The 24,217-nt window shown below is 65.8% G+C and carries 27 protein-coding genes; 9 read left to right on the top strand and 18 right to left on the bottom strand.

The window, feature by feature from the left end:
- Window positions 1-101: 101 nt before the first annotated feature.
- From H7J93_RS20000 to lysE, 10 genes are all read right to left on the bottom strand, one after another.
- Window positions 102-668, bottom strand: a complete 567-nt coding sequence (locus H7J93_RS20000) for a GNAT family N-acetyltransferase (protein WP_267308053.1) — start codon at window positions 666-668, stop codon at window positions 102-104.
- A 51-nt stretch (window positions 669-719) separates the two neighbouring features.
- Window positions 720-1,631: a 5-oxoprolinase/urea amidolyase family protein gene (locus H7J93_RS19995; RefSeq protein ID WP_267308052.1), complete on the bottom strand. Its 912-nt coding sequence runs from the start codon at window positions 1,629-1,631 to the stop codon at window positions 720-722.
- Complete coding sequence (locus H7J93_RS19990) at window positions 1,628-2,314, bottom strand: 5-oxoprolinase subunit B family protein (RefSeq protein ID WP_267308051.1); 687 nt, start codon at window positions 2,312-2,314, stop codon at window positions 1,628-1,630. Before H7J93_RS19990 ends, H7J93_RS19995 begins: the two co-directional genes overlap by 4 nt.
- Window positions 2,315-2,398: 84 nt before the next feature.
- Window positions 2,399-3,103: a queuosine precursor transporter gene (locus H7J93_RS19985; protein WP_267308050.1), complete on the bottom strand. Its 705-nt coding sequence runs from the start codon at window positions 3,101-3,103 to the stop codon at window positions 2,399-2,401.
- A gap of 12 nt (window positions 3,104-3,115) precedes the next feature.
- Window positions 3,116-4,015, bottom strand: coding sequence for an ABC transporter substrate-binding protein (locus H7J93_RS19980; protein ID WP_267308049.1), 900 nt, complete (start codon window positions 4,013-4,015; stop codon window positions 3,116-3,118).
- Window positions 4,016-4,028: 13 nt separating this feature from the next.
- A complete protein-coding gene (locus H7J93_RS19975; protein WP_267308048.1) occupies window positions 4,029-5,144 on the bottom strand; it encodes a YeiH family protein in 1,116 nt (371 codons plus the stop codon).
- 140 nt (window positions 5,145-5,284) lie between these two features.
- The gene (locus H7J93_RS19970; RefSeq protein ID WP_267308047.1) at window positions 5,285-5,590 is read right to left on the bottom strand and encodes an EF-Tu/IF-2/RF-3 family GTPase; all 306 of its coding nucleotides are present in this window, start codon (window positions 5,588-5,590) and stop codon (window positions 5,285-5,287) included.
- On the bottom strand, window positions 5,590-6,384 hold the full coding sequence (locus tag H7J93_RS19965; protein WP_267308046.1) for an SDR family oxidoreductase: 795 nt from the start codon (window positions 6,382-6,384) through the stop codon (window positions 5,590-5,592). Before H7J93_RS19965 ends, H7J93_RS19970 begins: the two co-directional genes overlap by 1 nt.
- A complete protein-coding gene (locus H7J93_RS19960; protein ID WP_267308045.1) occupies window positions 6,381-6,968 on the bottom strand; it encodes an acyl-CoA-like ligand-binding transcription factor in 588 nt (195 codons plus the stop codon). Before H7J93_RS19960 ends, H7J93_RS19965 begins: the two co-directional genes overlap by 4 nt.
- Before the next feature lie 12 nt (window positions 6,969-6,980).
- Window positions 6,981-7,580, bottom strand: a complete 600-nt coding sequence (gene lysE, locus H7J93_RS19955; protein WP_267308044.1) for an L-lysine exporter — start codon at window positions 7,578-7,580, stop codon at window positions 6,981-6,983.
- Window positions 7,581-7,767: 187 nt separating this feature from the next.
- On the opposite strand from lysE, the gene H7J93_RS19950 reads away from it, so the two are divergent.
- Together H7J93_RS19950 and H7J93_RS19945 are read left to right on the top strand one after the other, a co-directional pair.
- Window positions 7,768-9,096, top strand: a complete 1,329-nt coding sequence (locus H7J93_RS19950; RefSeq protein WP_267308043.1) for an MFS transporter — start codon at window positions 7,768-7,770, stop codon at window positions 9,094-9,096.
- A gap of 31 nt (window positions 9,097-9,127) precedes the next feature.
- The gene (locus tag H7J93_RS19945; protein WP_372507966.1) at window positions 9,128-10,000 is read left to right on the top strand and encodes a LysR family transcriptional regulator ArgP; all 873 of its coding nucleotides are present in this window, start codon (window positions 9,128-9,130) and stop codon (window positions 9,998-10,000) included.
- Here H7J93_RS19945 and H7J93_RS19940 read toward each other — a convergent pair.
- Entirely contained in the window at window positions 9,990-10,553 is a 564-nt protein-coding gene (locus H7J93_RS19940; RefSeq protein WP_267308042.1) for a sigma-70 family RNA polymerase sigma factor, read from the bottom strand. The genes H7J93_RS19945 and H7J93_RS19940 overlap by 11 nt on opposite strands.
- 358 nt (window positions 10,554-10,911) lie before the next feature.
- On the opposite strand from H7J93_RS19940, the gene H7J93_RS19935 reads away from it, so the two are divergent.
- The 5 genes from H7J93_RS19935 to H7J93_RS19915 all read left to right on the top strand — a co-directional run bounded on the left by H7J93_RS19935 (window position 10,912) and on the right by H7J93_RS19915 (window position 16,572).
- A complete protein-coding gene (locus H7J93_RS19935) occupies window positions 10,912-11,655 on the top strand; it encodes a helix-turn-helix transcriptional regulator (protein ID WP_308204935.1) in 744 nt (247 codons plus the stop codon).
- A 54-nt stretch (window positions 11,656-11,709) separates the two neighbouring features.
- Window positions 11,710-12,888, top strand: coding sequence for a flavin-containing monooxygenase (locus tag H7J93_RS19930; RefSeq protein WP_267308041.1), 1,179 nt, complete (start codon window positions 11,710-11,712; stop codon window positions 12,886-12,888).
- A 98-nt stretch (window positions 12,889-12,986) separates the two neighbouring features.
- A complete protein-coding gene (locus H7J93_RS19925; RefSeq protein WP_267308040.1) occupies window positions 12,987-14,327 on the top strand; it encodes an FAD-binding oxidoreductase in 1,341 nt (446 codons plus the stop codon).
- Window positions 14,324-15,490, top strand: coding sequence for an FAD-dependent oxidoreductase (locus H7J93_RS19920; protein ID WP_267308039.1), 1,167 nt, complete (start codon window positions 14,324-14,326; stop codon window positions 15,488-15,490). The genes H7J93_RS19925 and H7J93_RS19920 overlap by 4 nt, the downstream gene beginning before the upstream one ends.
- A complete protein-coding gene (locus tag H7J93_RS19915; protein ID WP_267308038.1) occupies window positions 15,487-16,572 on the top strand; it encodes a methyltransferase in 1,086 nt (361 codons plus the stop codon). The genes H7J93_RS19920 and H7J93_RS19915 overlap by 4 nt, the downstream gene beginning before the upstream one ends.
- 1 nt (window position 16,573) lies before the next feature.
- Here H7J93_RS19915 and H7J93_RS19910 read toward each other — a convergent pair whose 3' ends face one another.
- The 3 genes from H7J93_RS19910 to H7J93_RS19900 are packed head-to-tail and all read right to left on the bottom strand — an operon-like array spanning window position 16,574 to window position 19,438.
- A complete protein-coding gene (locus H7J93_RS19910; RefSeq protein ID WP_267308037.1) occupies window positions 16,574-17,533 on the bottom strand; it encodes a DUF808 domain-containing protein in 960 nt (319 codons plus the stop codon).
- A 31-nt stretch (window positions 17,534-17,564) separates the two neighbouring features.
- Window positions 17,565-18,980 carry an NCS2 family permease gene (locus H7J93_RS19905; RefSeq protein ID WP_267308036.1) on the bottom strand — a complete coding sequence of 472 codons (1,416 nt, stop codon included), beginning with the start codon at window positions 18,978-18,980 and terminating at the stop codon, window positions 17,565-17,567.
- Window positions 18,977-19,438, bottom strand: a complete 462-nt coding sequence (locus tag H7J93_RS19900; protein WP_267308035.1) for a MarR family winged helix-turn-helix transcriptional regulator — start codon at window positions 19,436-19,438, stop codon at window positions 18,977-18,979. Before H7J93_RS19900 ends, H7J93_RS19905 begins: the two co-directional genes overlap by 4 nt.
- Before the next feature lie 51 nt (window positions 19,439-19,489).
- On the opposite strand from H7J93_RS19900, the gene H7J93_RS19895 reads away from it, so the two are divergent.
- On the top strand, window positions 19,490-20,119 hold the full coding sequence (locus H7J93_RS19895) for a TIGR03086 family metal-binding protein (protein ID WP_267308034.1): 630 nt from the start codon (window positions 19,490-19,492) through the stop codon (window positions 20,117-20,119).
- On the opposite strand, the gene H7J93_RS19890 is transcribed toward H7J93_RS19895, so the two are convergent.
- Complete coding sequence (locus H7J93_RS19890) at window positions 20,114-20,893, bottom strand: SDR family oxidoreductase (RefSeq protein WP_267308033.1); 780 nt, start codon at window positions 20,891-20,893, stop codon at window positions 20,114-20,116. The genes H7J93_RS19895 and H7J93_RS19890 overlap by 6 nt on opposite strands.
- 177 nt (window positions 20,894-21,070) lie before the next feature.
- On the opposite strand from H7J93_RS19890, the gene H7J93_RS19885 reads away from it, so the two are divergent.
- Window positions 21,071-21,931, top strand: coding sequence for a helix-turn-helix transcriptional regulator (locus H7J93_RS19885; RefSeq protein WP_267308032.1), 861 nt, complete (start codon window positions 21,071-21,073; stop codon window positions 21,929-21,931).
- Here H7J93_RS19885 and H7J93_RS19880 read toward each other — a convergent pair.
- The 3 genes from H7J93_RS19880 to H7J93_RS19870 form a co-directional block, all read right to left on the bottom strand.
- Window positions 21,915-22,289 (bottom strand): NYN domain-containing protein, encoded by a 375-nt coding sequence (locus H7J93_RS19880; RefSeq protein WP_267308031.1) that lies wholly within the window; start codon window positions 22,287-22,289, stop codon window positions 21,915-21,917. The two genes, H7J93_RS19885 and H7J93_RS19880, sit on opposite strands and share 17 nt — an antisense overlap.
- Window positions 22,290-22,390: 101 nt before the next feature.
- The gene (locus tag H7J93_RS19875) at window positions 22,391-22,798 is read right to left on the bottom strand and encodes an STAS domain-containing protein (RefSeq protein ID WP_267308030.1); all 408 of its coding nucleotides are present in this window, start codon (window positions 22,796-22,798) and stop codon (window positions 22,391-22,393) included.
- 111 nt (window positions 22,799-22,909) lie between these two features.
- Window positions 22,910-24,163: a DNA polymerase domain-containing protein gene (locus H7J93_RS19870; RefSeq protein ID WP_267308029.1), complete on the bottom strand. Its 1,254-nt coding sequence runs from the start codon at window positions 24,161-24,163 to the stop codon at window positions 22,910-22,912.
- Window positions 24,164-24,217: the final 54 nt, after the last annotated feature.

Genomic DNA, 24,217 nt, shown 5'->3' with positions numbered 1-24,217 from the left:
CGCCAGGTTATGGACACTTTATTGCCCGGAAGTGCACTGCCGTGACCCTGCCGTGAACTTCCCCTCACGCGGTTGCCGCAGCAGATGTGAGCTTCTGCCGGCTACCAGACGTCGCCGTCGCGCCAATCGCAGATGATCTCAGCGGTCGTGTCGAGCGGCGCGTTGTCGGGCAGCGCGACGGGCAGGACGAACAGGCAGTTGTCGTCGTCGGGGGTGCGCGTCACCCCGGCGGGCGCCAGCACCGACGTCGGCCCCTGCCACGGCAGCCACCCGCGGGCGAGGTAGATGCGCCTACCCGCCGCGGACGAGCTCAGCGCGCCGAGTTGATACGCGCCGCGCAGCACCTGCTCCGCGGCATCCATCACCGCGGTCGCGAGACCCTGCCCACGTCTGTCTTCGCGCACGGCGACACCTTCGATGTAGCCGCAGCGCAGCGCCATGCCCCGGTACAGCAGGCGTCGTTGCACCACCGCGGCATGTGCGATCAGCGCGCCGTGGTCGAAGATCATCGCGTGCATTCCGCCGAGGGAATGCTCCCAGTCGGCGTCGGTGAACTCACCGCCGAACGCTTCGATCACCATCCGGCGCGCGTCATCGCGAGTCTCGTTGTCGAGATCGGAGGTGTGGATCAAGCGGGCGGTGTGAACGCGAGGAATTTCCTCACGCACGTGGGACGGACTGTGCGCGTGCACACTGCCGTTCTACCAGCAGACGGCGACCTATGCAGTGCCTTCGAACGGACGACGGGGCCGCGACCAATGCATCCGCACCGTCTGTCCTGGTCGGATCTGGGCGGCCCGATCGATGTCCTCGTCGGCGACCACGCCGATCACCGGGTACCCGCCGGTGACCGGGTGATCCGGACCGAGGATCACCGGAAACCCGTTCGGCGGCACCTGAATTGCGCCGCGCGTCGCTCCTTCGCTCGGCAGCTGGCGGTCCGGCCACCGGTACTCCAGCGGCATACCGACCAGCCGCATCCCGACGCGATCGCTCTTGTTGGTGGCCTGCCAGTTGGTGCGGATCAGCACGTCCGGGTCGACGAACCAGTCGTCGCGGGGCCCCGGCACCACCATCAGCTCGAGCACGTCGTCTTCGATCGCCGCCACCGGCGCCTGATCCAACTCGGGGAACTCGTCGTCGCGGTGCTCACCGATCGGCAGCACGTCGCCCGGGGTGAGCGGCAGCGGCCCGATCGCCGACATGACGTCGTAGGAACGCGACCCGAGCACCGGTTCGACGTCGATGCCGCCGTGCACCGCCAGGTAGGTCCGCAGCCCGGAGTGGGGCGCGCCGAGCGTGATGACCTCGCCGTCACGGGCGTAGTGAATGCTGTTCGTGCCGAACGGAACCCCGTTGACCGCGGGATCGGTGTCCGCCCCGGTGACCGCGATCGCGACCCCCTCCTTACCGCCGCCGCGTACCCGCGCCGTCAGCCCGCCGAACGTCACCTCGATGGTGGCGAACCCACCCGGGTTGGCGACCAGCCGATTGGCCAGGGTGTGCGAACGTCGGTCGGCGGCACCGGACCGACTCACCCCCATGTGGGCAAGCCCCGGCCTGCCGAGATCCTCGATCAGTGCCAGCGGTCCCGACTGGAGAATCTCCAGCGTCGCGCGCGGCGCGCTCATCGTGACACCGCCACGAACTGGACCCACACACCCGGGATCAACAACGCCGGCTGCTCACGGTTGACGTCCCACAGCGGCTCCTGGTTCACCGAGGTCTGCCCGATCAACTGCCAGCCGCCCGGGGACTCGCGCGGGTACACGCCGCTGAATTCACCTGCGAGACCGACTGATCCAGCGGGGACCTTGGTCCGTGGCTCGGCTCGTCGCGGCACCTCGAGCCGGCTGTCGCCGCCGACGAGATAGGCGAACCCCGGCGCGAAGCCTCCGAACCCGACTCGCCACAGGGTTCCGGTGTGTGCGGCGACGACCTGCTCGGCGGTCAGCCCGGTGAGCCGGGCGACCTCGTCGAGATCGGGACCGTCGTAGACCACCTCGATCGAGACGTCGGCGCGCGGTTCTGCCGTCGAGGCATCCATCAACGCGTCCGGGACGTGCAGCTTGCGCAGCCGTTGCCGGGTGGGGGCCCGGTAGGCGCCACCGTCGAGCTTGATCAGCACAGTGCGCGACGCGGGAACGATGTCCAGCACACCGGGGAGTCCGGCGTCCCGGATCGCCGACGTCCACGCCAGCACCTCGTCGGTGTTGTCGAATTCCAACAGCAGGGCGCGATCCCCGTAGTCGTGGATCACGAGTCGCTCGGCGCCGTTCGCATTGGCGTCCATCAGATCCGCAGTCACGCTCATGGCACCAAATTACCCGCGAGTAGGGAGAGCTACTCCTGCTCTTCGATGCTCTATGAGCCTTGCCAGAGGAGCCTTAACGAAGCCTCACACGGCGGGCTGATAGGTGGGCTCGCGACGCTTGATGAACGCGATCACCCGGTAGGTCACCGGCAGCACGACGATTTCCACCGCGGTCTTGTACACCCAGCCCAACGCCACGTATGTGAGGAAGTCCCGCCACGTGCTGATGCCGATCGCGCCCGCGGCGATGGCGCAGAACACCAGGGTGTCGGCGAACTCGCCGACGATGGTGGAGCCGATCAACCGGGCCCACAGGTGCTTCTCCTTCGTGCGGGCCTTGATCCGCACCACCACCCACGCGTTGAGCGTCTGGCCGACGAGGAAGCCGGCGAGCCCGGCGATGATCAACTGCGTGAACGGTTTGACGACGGCCTCGAACGCCGCCTGGTTGGTGTAGAAGTCCGCGGGCGGCAGATAGGCGGTGAGCCAGAAGGTGAACGCCGCGATGGCTTCCATCACGAAGGCGATGTAGATGGCCCGCCGGGTGGCTTTGAAGCCGTACACCTCGGAGAGCACGTCGCCGATCACGTACGTCATCGGGAACACGAGGAACCCGCCGTCGGTGATCAGCGACCAGTCGCCGATGATCGGTCCGAAGGCGATGCCCTTCGTGGCCGACACATTGGAGATCAGCACCAATCCGGTGAAGATCGCGACCAGCGCCGGATAGTAGGCCGAACCCGTGGTCGCGAATCCTCGGTGCTCGGACTGGGTGCTGGTGGCGGTCACCAGGTCATCTTGTCAGGCGATCGCCTTGGCGATGAGGGCCGGCAGCGCCTCGGCCACCACTGGATACGACAGCGGCGAACCGAATGCGATGGCGCCCGCCAGCTCCTTGCCTGTGAACACGTTTCGGCGGCGGCCGAGCTCCGGATCGGCGAGCAGCGCCGCCTGTTGCTCGTCACTTTCGGTGGTCCAGATCAGGACGTCGGCGGAATCGACGTCCTCGGCGACGGCGAACCCCATCTCGTTGAGGAACTCGCTGCGCCATGCCGGCGACATCACCTTGGGGCCGTCCGGCGCCAGCGCGCCTTCCAGCAGCACCGCCTTCTTGCCGGCGAACTGCGCGTTCTCCTTGCCCGCCGCAGCGAACTTCTCGTCGACGGCCGCGATGAGCGCCTGCATCTCGTCGTGCTTGAACACCGCCTGGCCGATGGTCGTCGCCTGGACCTTCCACGGCTCGAAGAACGCGTCCTGGCCGGACTGCGCGATCGTCGGGGCGATGGCGGCCAGCTTGGCGTAGGTGTCTTGGTCCAGTCCCGCGTTGGTGGCCACGATCAGGTCAGGTCGCAGCGACGCGATCTGGTCCACCGCGATGCCGTCGACGAGGTTCAGCACCACCGGCTGCGCACCACCGAGTTTCGGCTGCGCCCAGGGCCATACGCCGAACGGCTCACCGCCGAACCAATCCGTCACCGCAATCGGGACGACACCGACGGCGAGCAGATTGTCCTGCTCGGTGAGCCCGGCGCTGACCACGCGCTTGGGTGGCGCCGGGATGCGGGTCTCGCCGAACACGTGCTTGACGGTGACCGAGCCGTCGTCGGCGACCTCGCCCGGCTTCGACCCGCACGCGGCCAACGACACGGCCGCCCCGGCCGTCAACGCCAGGAAACCTCGCCGGGACCACGAAGCAGGCACCCGGCGAGAGTAGCTAACTCACCTGGAAACCACCGAACAACACCGCCGCCAGGCCCAGAGCGACGACGATGTTGACCACGGTCGCCGAGGCGAACAGCGCGATCGGCCGCCAGCCGGCTTCCTTGAGACCCTTCAACGAGAACTCCAGCCCGATCGCGACGAACGCGAAGATCAGGAACCAGGTCCGCAGGTCGTTGACCGTCGTGATCGAGGACTTGTCCCCGCCCCACTGCAGAAACAGCGTGCCCACGATCGACGCGGCGATGAAGCCGAGCACGAACTTCGGGAACCGATCCCAGAACTGACGCAGCGACGGCCTCGCCTCCTCGGCGGACTTGCGCTCCACCTTCAGCGCGAAGTAGGCGGTCAACGCGATCGCGACGATCCCGATCAACGCGTTCTGGGTGGTCTTGACGATGGTGGCGATCTGAAGGGCGTCCTCGCCGGCGAGTGCGCCCGCGGCGGCGACGGCGGCCGTGGTGTCGATGTTGCCGCCGATCCACGCCCCGGCGACGGGCTCGGAAAGGTTGAGAACGTCTGCGAGCCAGGGGAGCAGGAAGATCGACGGCAGCGCGAAGGCGATCACCAGGGACGCGGCATATGCCAACTGTTCCTTCTTCGCCTGCACCGCTCCCGCGGCCGCGATGGCGGCGCTGACACCGCAGATCGACACCGCCGACGCCAGCAGCGCCCGCAGCTTGTCCTCCAGTTTGAGGACTCCGCCGAGCCACCAGGTGAAACCGAACACGATGCTGATCAACAGCAACGCCTGGATGATCGCCGGTCCCGCCGCGGTGACGAGCACCTTCAGGTTGATCGACGCGCCCAGCAGGACCAGGCCCGTCTTGATGAAGAACTCGGTGCGGAAGCCCCGTGACAGTGCGTCACGCAGCGCCAGCTTCGACAGGATGAAGTTGCCGAGCAGGCCCAAAGCGATTGCGTAGATGGGGAATTCGATGGACTTGGCGATCTTGGCGAACGGGGTGCCCTTCGCCCACTGCGGCACCTCCTGTTCGAGGAACCGTGTCGCCGCGCCGAGCGCGACGACGAGCAGCACCCCGGCGATCGCGTAGCCGATCCCGTAGTCGCGGTCCTCGGCGCGGTCCTCTGTGGTGGTCTGTTCCGTCACGGGATCACGCTGCCCGGGATCGCTCCGACGAGTACAAGAGCCAGGAGGGCCAGGCCGACGATGACGGCGAGCCAATCCTCGTTCATGCGCGGCACCGTACGACGGTGCCCGGGTGAGGTCACCCGTTGTGCTCAGCGCGATTAGATCGGTGGCGCCTCGCCATAAGTGACGGTCGAGGATGACGAGGATGACGAGGATGATGTCAACACGTCGCCCCGGTTCATGTCGGTTCGCTCGATCCCCTTGATCAGCACGCCAACGTTCTCGCCGACGGTCGCCTCATCCTGCTTCTTGCGGAATTTCTCGATTGCGGAGACCGTGAGGCCCGGGCCGCCGTTGATGTGCACGGTGTCGCCGACACGCAGCGTCCCGCTTTCGACGCGGCCGGTCGCGACCACCCCGCGATTGCGGATGGCGAACACGTCGACGACGGTCATCTTGAACATCAGGAGTGCGCCAATCTCTTGTTGATCAACCGGGTCAGCCAGCCGGGCGAGAAGTGCGAGCCGGCCGCCAGCACCTTGGTCTGCGCTCCGACCGGGAAATGCACCTGGTGAATGGCGCGGCGCAGTTTCGACGGTTCGGTAGCCGCGACGATGGCGTCGGCGATGTCCTGCGCCGTCAGCCGGATGCCGAGCGACTCGGTGGTTCCGGTCTTGACGTTCTCGAGCATCCCGGTCTGCACGAACAGCGGCCACATCGCAATCACCCGGATGCCGTAGCGCTCCCACTCCAGGTCCAGTGCCTCGGTGATGCCGCGGACGAAGAACTTGGTCGCGCTGTAGTTGGCGAGTTCGGCCTGGCCGTAGATCGCCGACGCCGACGCGAGGTTGACCACGACGGCGTTCGGCGTGGCCTTCAGATAGGGGAACGCGGCGTACAGCCCGTTGACCACGCCCTTGGCGTTGATGTCGATTTCCTTGTGATGGCCGGCGATGTCCATCTCCTCGAACCTGCCGGCGCGCAGGATGCCCGCGTTGTTGATCATCACGTCGAGCCGGTCCCCGGCGGACTTGGCGAACTCGCCGACCCGCTGCGCCATTTCGTCGGCGTCGGTGACGTCGAGGTGGCCGACGATCGCCGCGGAGCCGAGCCGGTCGATCTCGTCGGCGAGCGTCTCGAGCCCTACTTCGTCGATGTCATAACCACCGACGGTGAAGCCCTTCTTGGCGAAGGCCAGGGCGGTGGCCCTGCCGATGCCGGCCGCAGCGCCGGTGATGAAAACGGATTTGTGGGTCATGTAAACGGCATACCAGCTTCGAGGAGGTCCAGTGTCTGATACATCCGCTCCGCGATGCCGGACGTACTGCCGTCCAGGGCGGTCAGCATGCTGCCGGTCACTGCACCCACGAACACGCGCACCTCGAGCTCGCCAGCATCGCGGCCGGTGCGCCTGGCCTCCGCCTCTGCGAGCCGGCGGGCGGTGCGCTGGTATTCGTCCATCTGTGCGGCTCTGAGTTCCGGCTCCGAGAGGACGACGCGAAGGCGGGCACGCTCGAAGCGCCACTCGGCGGACGAAAGCGCCGCGAGCGTGATATCCAGCGAACGCCGAAAAGCCTTGAGCGGCGCCATATCCGCCGGTTGGGCGGCGAGCGCGTCGACGGTGACCATGTCCAGGTCGTTGGCGATCAGCACCGACTCTTTGGTGGGGAAGTAGCGGAAGAAGGTGCTCGGCGCTATCTCGGCAGCCCCGGCGATCTGTTCGATCGTGGTGTTGGCATACCCGTTCGCCTGCATGAGGCGCAGCGCCTCACGCCGAATGGCGTCGCGGGTCTGGATCTTCTTTCGGTCGCGTAAACCCACCGCCGACTTGGTCGCCCCCATGGGCGAATTGTCTCAGGACAACGCCAACGACACGCCCAGTCCGGTCATTGTGATGGCAATCAGTCCGTCGAGGATCCGCCAGGTCAGCGGGGTGGCAAACAATCCGGAGAGGCGACGCGCCCCGAGACCGAGGCTGGCGAACCAGACCACGCTGGCAGTGACCGCCCCGACGCCGAACAGCCAGCGCTCGTCGCTGTGCTCGTTGGCCAGTGTGCCCAGCAGGATCACGGTGTCGAGATAGACGTGCGGATTGAGCCACGTCAGCGCGAGACAGGTGACCAGCGCTTCGAGAAGTCGCGCTGGACCCTTTTCCGACGGAGTCAGCGCCGACGGCCGCCAGGCCCGCCGCGCCGCGAGCAGCCCGTAACCGATCAGAAAGGCCGCGCCGCCGAACCGTGCAACATCGAGCGCGACCGGATGCGCGGCGATCAATGCGCCGACGCCCGCGATGCCCGCGGTGATGAGCACCATGTCCGAGACGGCGCATACCGCCACGACGGCCAGCACGTGTTCGCCGCGGATGCCCTGGCGCAACACGAACGCGTTCTGGGCGCCGATCGCGACGATCAGCGTCAGCGAGGCGAGGAAGCCGACGATCAGGGGCGAGTTCACAAGGTCGACGCTAGGGAACTATGGTGGATCAGTACAGCTAAAGATTCTTCATACACATTAGCAATACTAATGTAGCGATGAAACCCGGATGACGACGGGCCAGTTCTGCCGACGAAATTGCGTCGGTCTGCTTCGATGAGCACCTTGGGGGCCAACGCTGTGTAGAAGGGCGAGCCGCAGGAACACCATGACCACGCACCTCCCCGATTCGCCGGTGGGACAGCAGACGATGACGAAGGTCACCCGCCGCCTGATCCCGTTTCTGATCCTCCTCTACTTCGTCAACTACCTCGACCGGGTGAACGTCAGCTTCGCCGGACCGAACGGGATGAACGAAGACCTCGCGATGAACGCGAAGATGTTCGGCTTCGCGTCGGGCATCTTCTTCCTCGGATACGTCCTGCTGGAAGTCCCGAGCAACATTGCGCTGCACAAGTTCGGCGGCCGCCGGTGGCTGGCGCGCATCATGCTGTCGTGGGGAATCATCAGCACCGCAATCGCATTCGTGCCGAACGCGGAAACCCTCATCCTGCTGCGATTCCTGCTCGGCGTCGCCGAGGCAGGGTTCTTCCCGGGAATCATCCTCTATCTCACGTTCTGGTTTCCCGAAAAGCAACGCTCCCGGGCGGTCTCACTGTTCATGGTGGCGGTCCCGGTGTCGACGGCGATCGGCGCCACCCTGTCGTCGCTCATCATCGATTGGGGCCACGGCCTTTTCGGGCTCGACGGCTGGCGCGTCATGTTTCTGATCGAGGGGTTGCCCGCCATCGTTCTGGCGTTCGTCTGCTGGTTCTATCTGACCGATCGCCCGGCGGAGGCCTCGTGGCTCGACACTGACGAAAAGGGCTGGCTGGAAACGATACTGGACTGTGAACGATCGATGGCCGAGTCCGGCCAGCACTGGCCGTTGAAGAAGGCGCTCAGCCATCCGCGGATCCTGGCGCTGGCGTTCATCTACTTCGGAATCACCTACGGTTTGTATGCTGTCGGATTCTTCCTCCCGACCATCGTCGCGGGATTCCAGGAGCAGTACGGCACCCACCTGAGCATCATCGAACGTGGCCTCGTGACCGCGGTGCCCTACGTTGTCGCGGCCATCGTGATGGTGCCGTGGGCCCGCCACTCCGACCGAACCGGCGAACGGGTGTGGCATGTCGCGATTCCCGCCATCGTCGGGGGCGTGTCGATACCTGTGGCGCTCTACATGACCGATCCCTACCTGGCGATGGTCGCCGTCACCTTGTCCACCTGCTCGGTCATGTGTGCCCTGCCCGTATTCTGGTCGCTGCCTTCGACATTCCTCACCGGTCTCGCCGCGGCGGGCGGTATCGCACTGATCAACTCGATCGGAAACCTCAGCGGATTCAGCGGGCCCTACATCACCGGGTGGCTCACCGGGGTGACGGGCAATGCGAAGTCGGCGATGTGGGTCGTCGGAGCATTATCGCTGGCCGCCGCCGCGGTCGTGGTTTATCTGGGTGCCAAACCCCAGCCGGTCGAGCAACAGCAACGCTAAGCAGCGTGCCAGATGCTTTAGCATCGCTAATGTGCAGATCGACGGCCAGCAGTTGGCGGCCTTCGCGGCGGTGATCGAACACGGATCGTTCGATGCCGCGGCGGCCCGGCTCCATGTCACCCCGTCGGCGATCAGCCAGCGCATCAAGGCGCTGGAACAGCGGGTCGGGCAGGTGCTGGTGATACGCGAGAAGCCCTGCGTCGCCACGGCGGCCGGCGTTCCCCTGTTGCGCCTGGCGGCGCAGACGGCACTGCTGGAGGCCGAGGCGCTGTCCGAGATGGCAGGCGGCAACGCGTCCTCACCCCGTATCGCGTTGGCGGTCAACGCCGATTCGATGGCCACGTGGTTCACCGGTGTGTTCGATGCGCTCGACGACGTGTTGCTCGACATCCGCATCGAGGACCAGGACCATTCGGCTCGACTTCTGCGCGAAGGGGTGGTGATGGGGGCGGTGACGACCGAGCGCACTCCGGTATCAGGTTGTCGGGTGCAGCCTCTCGGAGTGATGCGCTATGTACCGGTGGCCGCCCCGTCGTACGTCGCGCGGAAACTGCCCGACGGGTTCACCGCGCACGCCGTGGCGACGGCACCGTCGTTGGCGTGGAATCGTGACGATGCGCTGCAAGACATGTTGGTGCGTAAGGTGTTCCGCCGCGATATTACCCGCCCGCAGCACTTCGTGCCGACGGCGGAAGGCTTCGGCTCGGCCGTGCGAGCGGGACTTGGGTGGGGCATGTTCCCGGAGAGCCTGGCCGCCCCGGAACTCGCGGACGGCTCATTCGTTCGGGTGGCCGACGCGCACCTCGACGTGCCGCTGTTCTGGCAGTGTTGGAAGCTCGACAGTCCGTTGGTCGGTGCCATCAGCGACGCCGTGCGTTCTGCCGCCGCAGAGGTTATGGCCTGATGCCCATCTCGCGCAGGATGCGTCGCAGCGTGCGAAGTGCGTAGTGCAGCCTCGACTTTACGGTGCCCTCGGCGATTCCGAGGTCGGCGGCGATCTCCGCCGTTGTCCAGCCCTGCACGTACGAGCGCTGAACCACCGCACGGTGTTCGGGGCTGAGCCGCCGCAGCGCTTCGTTGATCAGCATTCGGTCCAGCGCCGCGTTCACCTCGTCCTGGCTGGCGCGTTCGGGGACACCGGATCCGCTCAGTGCGCTCACTTCGCGGCGGTACCGCAGCGAGCGGCTCTCGTCGATGATCATGTTGCGGGCGACCGTGAACAGCCACGATCTCGCAGACCGCTCGCTGTCGTTGGTCACCTCGGGGTGCAGCCATGCGCGCAGTAGCGTCTCCTGCACGACATCCTGAGCGCGGGACGCGTCACCGGTCAACCGCCAGGCGTAATGCCACAGCGCGGTTCCGTGCTCTTCGTACAGTTCCCGAATGCCGGCGTTCCCCGCAGTCGGTGCGTCATCAGCGAAATCCGTGGCAGAAGACGCTATTTCGGATGTCGTCATGGTCCTGCCCATCTGCTGTCAGAAATTGCCTTTACTAACACGACGATGGCATCGCCCCAGGCAAAAGTGCAGGTAGTGGCGCCGCTAGTAGTGGCACTACCACCTCGATCCCAGCAGGTCAGCGCCGTCGGATTCCGGCTAGCCGGGTATGAAGATGGACGACAACCGGGGTGATAAGTCCTGACAAACGAGCCACCCTGAACCTGGGGATCCGTTCTGACGACAAGCGCTGAGGCAACCGTGAAGCACAATGCTGCCGTGATGGGCCAGTTTCTCCGGAGGCGCCGGAGTCAGCTGGTGCGCGCCGACTTCGGGTTGCCCCGCGGGACGGACGACATGCGGGCTGCGCCGTGAAGAGGTGGCCTACCTCGCCGGGGTCAGCGTCACCTGGTACACCTGGCTCGAACAGGGGCGCGACGTCACCGCGTCGCGCCAGGTGATCGACTCACTCGCGGGCGCGCTTCGGTTGTCGCACAACGAACATGTGTACCTGTTGGCACTGGCCGGCTACGGCACACCCCGATCTACCGAGGATCCGAACTCCGGCACGCTGCCCGCTCACATGCGACGGCTGTTGGATGGCTTAACGGACTACCCGGCGCTCGCGATCGCCCCCGACTGGACCGTGTTGGGATGGAATGCGGCATACGAGGCGCTGTACCCAAACGTGGCGGCCGTGCCTGCGGCAGACCGCAACTTTCTGTGGCTGCTTTGCACCGATCCTTATTTGCGCGAGGCGATGCCGGACTGGGAACTGACCGTCGCTTACAACGTCGCGTCGTTTCGCGCCGAGGTCGGAAGCCGCTTGGATGAACCGCCGTTCGCTGATCTCATCAGCCGGCTGCTGATGGCCAGCGAGGGATTTCGGACCGCCTGGGAGAGTTTCGATATCGAAAGACTGCCCTCCCGTGAGCGCCATTTCCGTCACCCCGAGGTCGGCGATCTCTATATGGAGCAACACACTCTGGCGCCCACCGACGATCCAAATCTACGAGTGGTGACCTTCATTCCGGTGGCCGACAGCGACACCGTCGCGCGGTTGCGACGCCTCATGGATGAACCAGCGCTCGTTTCGCTTCGTATTACCAACGGGGCTCCGTGACGATGCCGTCATACCCACCAGGTTCAGCCATCATCACGGAAAGAGATTCCGCGAGTGTCGTTCACAAGAGCACCATCCACCCGCGACGCCGTCGTGATCGGCGCGGGCCCAGCAGGTCTCGCTGTCGCCCGTGAGCTCGAACATCGGTACGGGGTCGAGACTCTCGTCATCGACCGTGCCCCTGCACCGGCGATGTCGTGGCGTACCCGCTACGACAACTTCCGACTGAACACCACCGGGTTCCTTTCGCATCTGCCCGGCCAACGGATTCCGCTGAGTGCCGGCCGCTGGCCGACACGTGAGGACATGGTGCGCTACTTCGACAGTTATGTGCAGCAGCAGAGCATCGCGCTGGAGCTCGGCTGCGAGGTCAAGGGGATCGACCGCGCAACGGACGGTTGGGTGATCAATACTTGGTCCGGGGAAATCGACACGCGCGCAATAATTCTGGCCACTGGAAACTACCGCACACCCAGCCTCCCCGACTGGCCTGGTCTGCAGGATTTCACTGGCCAACTCGTACACTCCGGTGACTTCAAGAACGCGTGGCCCTTTCGTGACCGCGATGTGCTGGTCGTCGGCGCAGGAAATTCCGGAGCGGACATTGCCGTCCAGCTCGCGAACGCGGGCGCGCGCCGGGTCTGGCTTGCGGTGCGCACACCCCCGCACCTCGTGCGACGCGCCATGGCAGGGTTTCCGTCGGACATCTTCCTCGAGCTCTTCGCCTGGGCGCCCGCGCGGGCCGTCGACCCAGTCATGACCCTGTCCGAACGCATGATGTGGGGCGACCTGTCGGCCTACGGATTCACCAAGCCGCCGCTAGGGCTGAAGGCGACGGTGGAACAGACCGGCCGCATTCCGACGCTGGCCGACGAGCTCGTCAGCGCAGTCAAAGCAGGCCGGGTGGAGGTCGTCGCCGCTGTGGTGGCCGTCGAACCGGACCGTGTGAGGCTCGCCGACGGAACCTGCATACCGCCGACGGCCGTCATCACCGCCACCGGCTTCAGCACCGATCTCGGTGGTTTGGTCGGCCACCTCGATGTCCTGGACAACGACGGCAAACCACGCGGTGGATTCGCCTCGCACCTCGGGGACGGAATGTTCGCGATCGGCTACGGCATTCCGCCCAACGGTCCCCTGCGGGCCATCCGCCGCGCCGCGACGCCGCTCGCCGGTGAGATCGCCGCGTACCTGGGTCGTCACACGAGAAGGTTTCACCTTACCGATCTGTGACATCGAGCACGATCGATGAACACGGACCCGCTCGGCCTCGTATCACCGTGCAGCCGGTCTTGAAACCGGATGTCGGACTGCGAAATCGAGGCGAGCGAATGGTCCTGCTATCCGTCGAGAAGTACTTCGTGCGTGGCGCAGAAGGCTACGAGGATGCCCGCCGGGCCACGGTGTGGAACGGCCTACTGCCCGACCGCTTTCCCGATGTGATCGTGCAGGCCCACGATGTCGACGATGTCGTGGCTGCGCTGCGGTATGCGCGCGCCAACGGCCACAAGGTCGGCGTCCGGTCGGGTGGGCACAGCTGGGCGGCCAACCACCTGCGTGACGGCGGGTTGCTCCTCGACGTCAGCCGCCTCGACCACTGCACCGTCGACCCGAAGCGGATGACCGCCGAGGTCGGTCCGGGCAAGATCGCCAATGTCTTTGCCGCCGAACTCGGCTCGCAGGGACTGTTCTTTCCGACGGGCCACTGTGAGGGCATCCGGCTCGGCGGCTACCTGCTGCAGGGCGGCTACGGCTGGAACAGCAAGGTGCTCGGACCGGCCTGCCAGAACGTGCTCGGCCTGCACATCGTCACGGCCGATGGCGAGCAGATCTATTGCGACCCCGAGCATCATCCCGACATGTATTGGGCGGCGCGCGGCTGCGGTCCGGGATTCTTCGGTGTGGTCGTCTCGTTCACGTTGCGAATTCACCGCCGCCCGGCAGTCCTGGGCACCTGCCTCTACATGTATCCGGTCGAGCTCGCCGACGAGGTGTTCACGTGGGGGCGCACCATCAGTCCCGAGATAGACGAGCGCGTCGAACTGCAGATCCTCACCACACAGGCCTTCCCGACCGCCGGGATCGACCGCCCCGTCATCACCATCGCCTCACCGGCTTTCGCCGATTCAGAGGAGGAGGCGGCCAATGCCCTTGCGGTACTTGGCACCTGCCCCGTCGTCGACCAGGCGATCATCAACCTGCCCTACGCCCCGACCAACCTGTCCAGCTGGTACACGGCCGTCATGACCAACTACCCGAAGGGCCACCGGTACATCGCCGACAACATGTGGACGTCGGCGTCGGCGGAGGAGTTGTTGCCGGGCATTCGCCGAATCATCGAGACCATGCCGCCGCATCCTTCGCACTTCATCATGACGGGCTGGAACGCGGACCCGAACCGGCCGGACATGGCGTTCAGCGTCGAGGACGAGATCTACATGGCGCTCTATACGGTCTGGCAGGATCCCGCCGACGACGAACGGTATTGCGACTGGGCCGCTTCCAACATGGCGGCGATGTCCCACCTTGCGACCGGCACCGCGCTCGCCGACGAAAACCTCGGTCGGCGCCCGGCGAAATTCTTCGCCGAGCCGAACATGGCCCGGCTCGACAAGGTCCGTTTGTCCTACGACCCGGACAATCGGTTTCACAGTTGGATGGGCCGCTTATGACCCCATTGCGGATCGTGGTCATCGGTGCGGGCGTCGGCGGCATTTCCGTCGCTCGGGGATTGCTGCGCGACGGGCATGACGTCACGGTCTACGAACAACGTCCTGACACGCGACCCGGTGGTGGCGCGGTGACGATATGGCCCAACGGTGCACGGGTTCTGGACCAGTTGGGTGTCGACATGGACGGGGCCGGGCAGTTGCTGTCCACCGTCCGGATCGCGACCTCGAGCGGGCGCCCGTTGGTGAACATCGCCGTGGACACGATCTCGGACCGCCTGGGCGGGTACGCCCGGATGGTTCCCCGGCGCGTCCTGCTCGATCGCCTGCTGGACGGCTTTCCCACCGATCGCATCCGATGCAATTCCCGTGTGGCCGAGGCATTCACGACGGAGGACGGAATACGGGTCGAGTTCGAGGACGGCCACCACACCCATGGCGATCTGTTGATCGGCGCCGACGGACTGCACTCGACGATCAGGCGCATCGCCGGTGCGCCTCCCGCGAAGTCGACCGGATGGTGCAGCTGGCAGGGGCTGAGCACCGTCGGCACCCTTACTGAGAAGGACGTCGCGCTGCAGATGATCGGCAGGCACGGAACCCTCGGACTCTGGCCGGCCGGGGACTGCGAGGTGCAGTGGTGGTTCGACTTGCGGTGGAACCCCGACTCCGCCAGGCCGGAGCATCCGATCGACATGATCCGGTCCCACTTCGCGGGCTGGTCCAGACTGGTCGATCATGTGCTCGCGACGCTGACGGACGACGATCTCGCGCCTTCGCCGTTTCCGCACTACCGGCATCCGATACCCCGCACCCCGCGGGCCGGTGCGATGACGCTGCTGGGGGACGCCGCCCACACGATGCCGCCGATTCTCGCGCAGGGCACCAATCAGGCGCTGCTCGACACGATGCTGCTGCGAAAGGCGCTTTCGGGCTGCCGGCACGCACCCGATCGTGCGCTGCGTTGGTACGAGAAGACCAGGAGACGCCGACTCGCCGCCGTGTCGTGGGTGACTTCGCGGCAGATGTCGCAGAGCGAGTCGGTGCTGAAACCGGCCGCCATGGTGTCGGATTCCTTTGGCACGTGGGCGATGACGACGTTTCTGCGGTCGACGAGCCATCAGCGGATCTCCACCGAGATGTCGAACCGGCTGATCCGCTCATGAGGGCCAAGGTGCCGCCCGCGACGTTGGCGCGCGTCGTCGAGTGGATTCGCCACCACCTGTATTGGCTGCATCAACGGCTCACGCCCGCGCCTGCGGCGATGATCGAAATGATCCTGGCCGGTTGGACGTCACAGGCGATCACCGTCGCCGCCCAACTCGGTGTCGCCGACGCCCTCGCGGCCGGGCCGCTGAGCATCGACGAGTTGGCGACGCGGGTCAACGCCGACGCTGACGCCTTACGCCGACTGTTGCGCGCGTTGATCGGCAAGGGGGTCTTCCGTCGTCGGCGCGACGGTTTGTACGAGGTGAACGCTCTGGGCGACACCCTTCGCTCCGATGCCCCGGTGTCAATGGCGCCCGCGGCCAAGTTCTACGGCTCGGACGAACAGCGCGAACGCTGGACCATGCTGGTGGATTCGGTGCGTACCGGCACTTCGGTCGTTCCAGTGTTGCGCGGCAAGTCGAGCTTCGACTACTTCGCCGACAAGCCCGAGCTCGCTGAACTGTTCAACAGCACCATGACGAGCGTGTCCGAGATGACGGATGCCACCGTGGTTGCCGGTTACGACTTCAGCGCCTACCCGACGATAGTCGACGTCGGAGGCGGGCACGGCGCACTGTTGTCGACCATTCTGGCGTCGGCGCCGGCCTCGCGCGGCGTGCTGTACGACCTGCCGCTGGTCGTGGCCAACGCCCCAGATCTGTTGCGGGCGAGCGGCGTCGCGGACCGGGTCCGTATTGCGGAGGGGTCGTTCTTCGACTGCGTTCCGCGGGGCGGCGACGCCTACGTCCTGAAGAACATCATTCACGACTGGCCGGACGAAAACGCGCTGCAGATTCTGCACAACGTGCGCGCTGCCGCGGGCAGTGGCGGCACCGTGCTGCTCATCGAGTTCGTCATCCCCAAGCACAACCGCGACTTCCCCGGCAAATGGGTGGACCTGGAGATGATGTTGAACCTGGGCGCTCGTGAACGCACCGGGAGGGAGTACCGCGACCTTCTCGGCAGAGCCGGACTTCGGATGACACGCGTGGTGCGCACAGCGTCACCGCTGAGTGTGATCGAGGCGAGGGCCTTGTGAGTCAGTGCTTTTCGGCGCGCTTCTTCTTACCGAACGGCAGCACGTGCACGATTCCCACGACGATCAATCCGACGACCAGGCCGACCAGAGCTGACGCCGCGGTGTTGGCCGACCAGGCGAGCACGCCGTCGATACCGTCGGCGATCGTGCGGTGGATCAGGTCCTCGAAGTGGTGCACGAAGCCGTAGGGCGCATGCCAACCGAGGGAGTCGGTTCCCAAGAGCAGGATGTGGCCGCCGACCCAGAGCATCGCGACGGTGCCGATGGTCGACAACGCCGACAACAGTTTGGGCATGAAGGCCACCAGCCCGCGCCCGACCTTCTGGGCGAATGTCGACGACCGCTGCGCGAGATGCAGGCCGATGTCGTCCATCTTGACGATCAGCGCGACCACCCCGTAGACCGCCGCCGTGATCACCACCGCGACCGCGACGAGAATGATGAACCGCGACCAGAACCTTTCGCTGGCCACCTCGTTGAGCGCGATCACCATGATCTCTGCCGACAGGATGAAGTCCGTGCGGATGGCCCCAGCGGTCAACTGACGCTCAGCGTCTCCGGAAATGGGCCCCGTCGGTGTGGCGTGTGCCTCGTGCCCGTGATTTCCGGGCAGCCAGCCCAACATCTTCTCCGCACCCTCGTAGCAGAGGAAGGTGGCGCCCATCATCAGGATCGGCATCACCGCCCACGGCGCGAACTCACTGAGCAGCAACGCCGCGGGCAGAATGAAGACCAGCTTGTTGCGCAGCGATCCGACCGCGATCCGCTTGATCATCGGCAGTTCGCGGTCGGCGGTGATGCCGTGTACGTACTGCGGCGTCACCGCGGTGTCGTCGATGACGACGCCCGCCGCCTTGGCGGTCGCCCGCCCCGTCGCGGCGCCGATGTCGTCGACCGACGCCGCCGCCAGCTTTGCCAGCGTGGCGACGTCGTCGAGAAGTCCGAACAGGCCTGCGCTCATCCTGTCTCCATGCTGTGGAGATTACCCACAGTCACATCCCTAAAAGCGACTCGATCCAGCCGCGCGCGAAGTACACCAGGAAGCCAGCGGCCACGATCCACAGCAGCGGACTGATCTCCTTGGCCTTACCCGCAGCCGAACGTGTCACCACCCAGGCGATGAAGCCGACGCCGATGCCGTTGGCGATCGAGTACGAGAACGGCATCACCGCGACGGTCAGCACGACGGGCAACGCCACCGAGAACTCGGAGATGTCGATGTGGCGCAACTGCGACACCATGAGCGCGCCGACGATCACCAGCGCCGCCGCCGCCACTTCGGTCGGCACGATCGACGCCAGCGGCGAGATGAACATCGCCGCCAGAAACAGCACACCCGTCACCAGGTTCGCCAACCCGGTGCGTGCGCCGTCCTCGATGCCGGCACCCGACTCGATGAAGACGGTGTTCGACGACGCCGACGCCGCACCGCCCGCGACCGCACCCGCGCCCTCGACGATCAGTGCCGCGCGCAGACGCGGAAACGTCCCCTTGTCGTCGGCCACTCCCGCCTCGCGGGCAAGCCCTGTCATGGTGCCCATCGCGTCGAAGAAGTTGGCGAACACCAGGGTGAAGACGAACATCGTGGCGGCAATGACGCCGATACGGCTGAAACTGCCGTGCAGGCTGAAGTCCCCGACGAGTGACAGGTCTGGCAGCGCGAACGGCGATCCCGACAGCGTCGGAACCGACAGGCTCCACCCGCCCGGTTTGTCCACTGCCGACCCGAGATGCCAGATCGCCTCGATCACCACTGCGACGACGGTGCCCACTGCGAGTCCGATGAGGATGCCCCCGCGCACCTTGCGCACCACGAGGATTCCGGTCACCAGCAGCGTGAAGGCGAAGACCGCGGCAGGGATGGTGGTGATCGACCCGGCACCGCCCGCGCCGAGTCCCACCGGCGGTGACGGGACGCCCGTCGACCCGATGAACCCCGCGTCGACCAGACCGATGAACAGCAGGAACAGCCCGATGCCCGCAGTGATGGCGAGCTTCAGCTGCATCGGCACCGCGTCGAAGACGAGCCGTCGCAAACCTGTCGCCGCCAGGACCACGATGATGAGGCCGTTGATGACGACAAGCCCCATCGCCTCGGCCCATGTCATCGAGCCGACGAGCGTCGTGGCGACGAACGAGTTGATGCCCAGACCCGCGGCGAACGCGAACGGGAGCCGCGCGATGAGACCGAACAGGATCGTCATCGTGCCCGCGGCCAACGCGGTCACCGCCGACACCTGGCCGAACTCCAGCGACTTCCCTGTGACGTCGTCGGGGCCCGACAGGATGATCGGGTTCAGCACGATGATGTAGGCCATCGCGATGAACGTGACCACGCCGCCGCGGATCTCGTTGGTGAGCGACGACCCCCGCGCCGAGATCTCGAAGAAGCGATCGAGGCGATTCACTCTTCGACCCTAGGGGTTGCGCCAAGGCGCGTCATTTTTTGCAATGCGCGCAGGAACAGGCGGCGCTCGTCGGCCCCGAGCAGCGAAAGCCACCGTTCCTCGCCGCGTTGGATGTCCGCCTGGACCCGGTCCTTGACATCACGTCCCGATTTGGTGATCGCGAGCAACCGGACGCGCCGATCGTCGGGATCGACGCGTCGCTCGATGTGCCCCTTCGCTTGCAGCTCGTCCAGAGTCGGGATGATGCGCGTCTTATCGGCCCCGATCGCATCGGCCAGCGCGGCCTGGGTCCGCATCGGTGCCTCATCGAGTGCCAGCAGCACGATGTAGCCCCACATCGACAGGCTGTGCTTCTCGAGCACTGGGCGCTCTTCGGCGATCAGCTCTCGAAGCAGTGGAGCCAGCATGGCTGCGAGGTCGGGACGCCTTGACTCAGACGGCACGAGCTTGGACGGCATGGACGAATACTAGACATTGACCAATCATCTACTTACGCTTATCGTAAGCACATGCATACTAATGAGGATCTCCGACCCTTCCATCGTCGCGCTGTGTCGGCCTCCGTCGACGTCGTGGCATCGGTGACGATCGACGACCTCGATCGCCCGACACCGTGTTCCGGTTGGACTCTCGCCGATCTGCTGGCGCATATGACCGTGCAGCACAACGGATTTGCCGCATCTGCACGAGGTCACGGCGCCGACCTCGCGGTGTGGGAGCCCTCTCGGGTGGTCGATGCGGTGGCCGCGGATCCGGTGGGTACCTATGCGGCGGCTGCCGCGGATCTGCTCGACGCCTTCGAGGCGGACGGCGTGCTCGACGCGCCCTTCGCGCTGCCCGAATTCGGCCCCGACGCCGTGGTCCCGGGTGCGATGGCAATCGGGTTTCACTTCGTCGACTACGTCGTTCACGGCTGGGACGTCGCCCGCAGTATCGACGTTCCTTTCGACCTGCCGCCCGATGTGGTGAGCGCTGTGCTGCCGATCGCACTCGCAGTTCCGGACGGCGATTTCCGGGCGGCCGACGGCTCGCCTTTCGCGAGCGCCCTTGCGCCCAGAGACGGGGCGAGCGACCTCGACAGCGTTCTCCGCCATCTCGGCCGCTCGCCCGCGTGGAGCGCTGTTACCCGGGTGCTATGACGCCTGCGCCGTCGGCATGATGGTGAGCTGCTGGAGGTTCACCCGCGCCGGCTGCGAAGCCAGGAAGTTGATCGCCTCGGCGACATCCTCGGACCGCAGTACCGCGATCCGCTGCTTGGTGTCCGAGATCCATTCGGTGGCACCGGCGTCGGTGACGTGGTCGGCCAGCTCGGTTTCGACGATGCCGGGCTCGACCACCGAGACGCGGACGCCCTTGGCGCCGAGCTCGGCGCGCAGGGTGCGCGACATGTGCGTGACGTATGCCTTCGTGCCCGAATACACCGCGAAGTTCGGGAAGATGTTCTGCGCGGCGATCGACGACGTGTTGACCAGGTCGGCGACACCCTTGTCGGCGGCCGACGCGACCAGCTGCGGCACGAACGCACCGATGACGTGCATCAGACCACTGATGTTCAGGTCGATCTGGCGCTGCCACTGCTCGAACGGCAGTTCCTCCACCGGCGCGGGAAGCATGACGCCCGCGTTGTTGAACAGCAGGTCGACGGTGCCGAGTTCGTTGGCCACCCGCTCGGCGGCGGCATGCACGGACTCGGCGTCGGTGACGTCGATCGCGATGGCGAGCGCGGTGCCGCCGGCCTCCTGGATCTCGGCGACGAGCTTCTCCAGCCGGTCGGCGCGGCGGGCCAGCACGGCCACCTTGGCGCCGGAGGCGGCCAACCTCTTCGCGGTGGCCTCGCCGATGCCGCTCGATGCGCCGGTCACCACGGCGACCCGGCCGGTCAGCGTTGCGGGGGATTGAATCGAAGTAGTCAAGTTCCTGCCTTCCTGTGTGTCGGTCGCGGCTGGGGCGCCGCTTACTCGTCACAACAAGCGCAGAAGCCGCCGACGGGCGCTTCATCGAGCCTTGTTCGACCCCGGTTCGGCGTGCCTAGGTCTGCCAGACCTACGTTTGGCTGGCTGCGGACCCGTTGCCGGCCTCAAACTGGTCTCATGGACCACAACGCGGAGCTGAGGGACTTCCTGCGGACCCGCCGCGCACGCCTGAGCGTCGATGACGTCGAGATCGGCGGAACGGGCCGCACGCGCCGGGTCCCCGGGCTGCGCCGCGAGGAGGTCGCCCAGCTTGCCGGCGTCAGCGTGGACTACTACAGCCGGCTCGAGCAGGGTCGCCACCTCAACGTGTCCGACGACGTCCTCGACGCGGTGGCCCGCGCGCTGCGCCTCGATGACACCGAGCGTGCCTACCTGTTCCGCATCGCGAAGGCTTCGCGGCGTCCGCGTCGTCGTGCGCCGGCACCCGTGCAGCGGGTTCGACCGGGGGTGTGGCGCCTGCTCGAGAAGCTCGATGACGTGTCGCCCGCATTTGTGTTCGGCCGCCGAATGGATGTGCTTGCCGCCAACAAGCTGGCCCGAGCGCTCATCGGCGATTTCGATGCGATGCCGCCACGTGAGCGAAACCTGTTGCGCTACACCTTTCTTGACGAGTCGACGCGCGAGCTGTTCGTGGAGTGGGAGGAGGTGGCCCGCGACAACGTCGCGATCCTTCGGCTCGACGCCGGACGCCATCCCGACGATCCCCTGCTGGTCGAGTTGGTGGGTGAGCTATCGGTCAAGAGCCCGGAATTCCGGCGCTGGTGGGCCGACCACAATGTCCGCGAACGCACGCACGGCACCAAGCGCTACCACCATCCGCTGGTGGGCGACATCACCGTCAACTATGAATCGCTGGCTTTACTCGCCGATCCCGACCAGACGCTGTGCATCTACACCGCCGAAGCGGGATCGTCGTCGGAGACCGCTCTGCAACTGCTCGCCAACTGGACCGGCGACCGGGTCAGCGAGGGTCGATGAGATCGCGCAGACGCTGCGCGGGATAGACGGTCGCACCGAGGGCACTCACCCGCTCGGACAGCGCCCGATCTGAGGTGGCCACGCGGATGTCCTGCAGATCATCGGACGACGAGATCAGCGCGACGATTTCGTCGTCGGCGGAGTTGGCCGCCGCCCTGGGCGCATGCGCGATCGTGATCACTGACGACTCCAGCGGCGGCGACAGCGGATGCTCGAACACCACGGTCACGTCTGCACCCTCGCTGGCAGCCCACTGTTCGAGGCGCTCCACCAACGAGGACATTGCACGCCTGCGGTTCCGCCACCAGCCGTCGGGGCGGGATCCGATGACATTCATGCCATCGACGATCCAGCGCATACCTCTACTGGGCAGTAGGTGCGGTGCGCTTGGCCGAATGACGCCGGCCGAAGAGGAATGCGAGCCAGCGGATGTCGAGAAGCATTGTGACGACCTTTCCGCTAGGCGCTTTTCACGGTGAGCAAGGGGGAGAACAGGTGGCGACGCTCGTCGATGTTGTCCGCGAACTGGTGGAGTGCGTCGGGCACCGAGTCGGCGACGGGGAAGTTCAGATCGGAGATCTCGCGCAGCACCGGATCACTCGCAATCAGCGACCACTCCACATCGCTGCAGAAGCACCGCTCGTCAACTGCGGACAGCAGTGAAAGTTCGTGTGCGGAAAATGAATCCACACCGCTGAGATCGAGAATGAACGCCTTCTCGGCGATGATGAACCGCAGTGCGAGCGCGGTAATGCGCTCGATATTGGTTGCCTCGACGGTGCCCTGGACGGTCACCACGGTGGCCAACTGGCGGCACACCGTACGTACCTGTGCACCACCGCAGTCGAACGCTGGATTGCCGTACATGCGTGCCTCCTCTCGATCACTTGTCCCTCAAGGTAGTGAGCCAAAGTAAGGCAACCGGGTGCCAACGCTAATACTTTCGTAAGAACACATTTTGACGTGAAAGGCAAACCTTCAGGTGCCGCGCATCCATTGCGGCCCCGAATAGTTCTCCCACGGGTTGTAATCGGCGATCAACGGCTCCTGCGGCGGCCGCTCATCCTCGGGAACATGTTGCAGGTTGATGCGGATGCGGTACCAGATCGAGCTGGGCCCCCGCATGCCGTCCACCAGAACGTCTGGAGCTTCGAGCTTTTCGGCTACTGACGGGTAACGTCCGCGCCACGTGTCGAGCGCCGCCATCGCCTCGTCTTTCGTTTTGGTACGGGCGATTTCGATGAGGGGCTTCGACGAGACGCGACGCCCGTCGCGTCCCCGCACTGCCTTCGCGCCGCGCGGCGCCTTCTCCGGTGGGCCGAGTTCCTCGGCGAGCTGGAGCAGCGGATCGAGCCTGCCTGCCGAGTCGTCGATGCCCTCCCATGGGTCGCCGCGGTCGTCGAACCGGTCGGGAACGGTGGCGACGGTGAATTCCTCAGGACGGCAGCCGGGAACCTCATCCCACAACAGCGGCGTCGACACCCGCGCATCGGGAGTGGCCCGCACCGAGTACGCCGACGCCACCGTGCGGTCGAACGCGTTCTGGTTGAAGTCGACGAACACGCCCTCGCGTTCTTCCTTCCACCAGCGGCTGGTTGCCAGGTCAGGGGCCCGCCGTTCCACCTCGCGCGCGATCGTCTGGGCAGCCAGGCGCACCTGCTTGAACGGCCAGTGCCGTTCGATCCGTGCGTAGATGTGAAAGCCCCGCGATCCGGAGGTCTTCGGCCACGCCGTCAACCCGTAGTCCTCGAGCACATCGCGCGCGACCAGGGCCACGTCCACGATTTGGCGCCAGTCCACCCCGGGCATCGGGTCGAGGTCGACCCGCAGCTCGTCGGGATGTGCCAGGTCGTCGGCACGCACCGGGTGCGGATTGAGGTCGATGCAGCCCAGGTTCACCGCCCAGACCAGGCCGGCGGCGTCGTGCAGGACAGCTTCCTTGGCGGACGTCCCGGACGCGTACTTCAGCTCCGCGACGTCGACGAAGTCGGGACGGTTCGCGGGAGCGCGCTTCTGGAACACGGCTTCTTCGGTGATGCCCTTGACGAACCGCTTCAGGATCATCGGTCTGTCGGCCACTCCCCGCAGCGCTCCGTCGGCGACACGCAGGTAGTAGCGGATCAGATCCATCTTGGTGAGGCCCGTGCCCCCGGGTTCCGGGAAAACAACCTTGTCAGGGTTGGTGATGCGCACCCGCTGACCGTCGACCTCCAACTCGAGCGGAGCGGACATGGGTCCATGTTAGGTTCCGAGCCGGCATGCGACGCGCGTCACATATTGTGGATT

It is taken from the genome of Mycobacterium barrassiae, from assembly GCF_025822765.1.
In the GTDB taxonomy this organism is placed as follows: Bacteria; Actinomycetota; Actinomycetes; order Mycobacteriales; family Mycobacteriaceae; genus Mycobacterium; species Mycobacterium barrassiae.
This window is presented reverse-complemented; position numbering and strand designations above follow the sequence as displayed.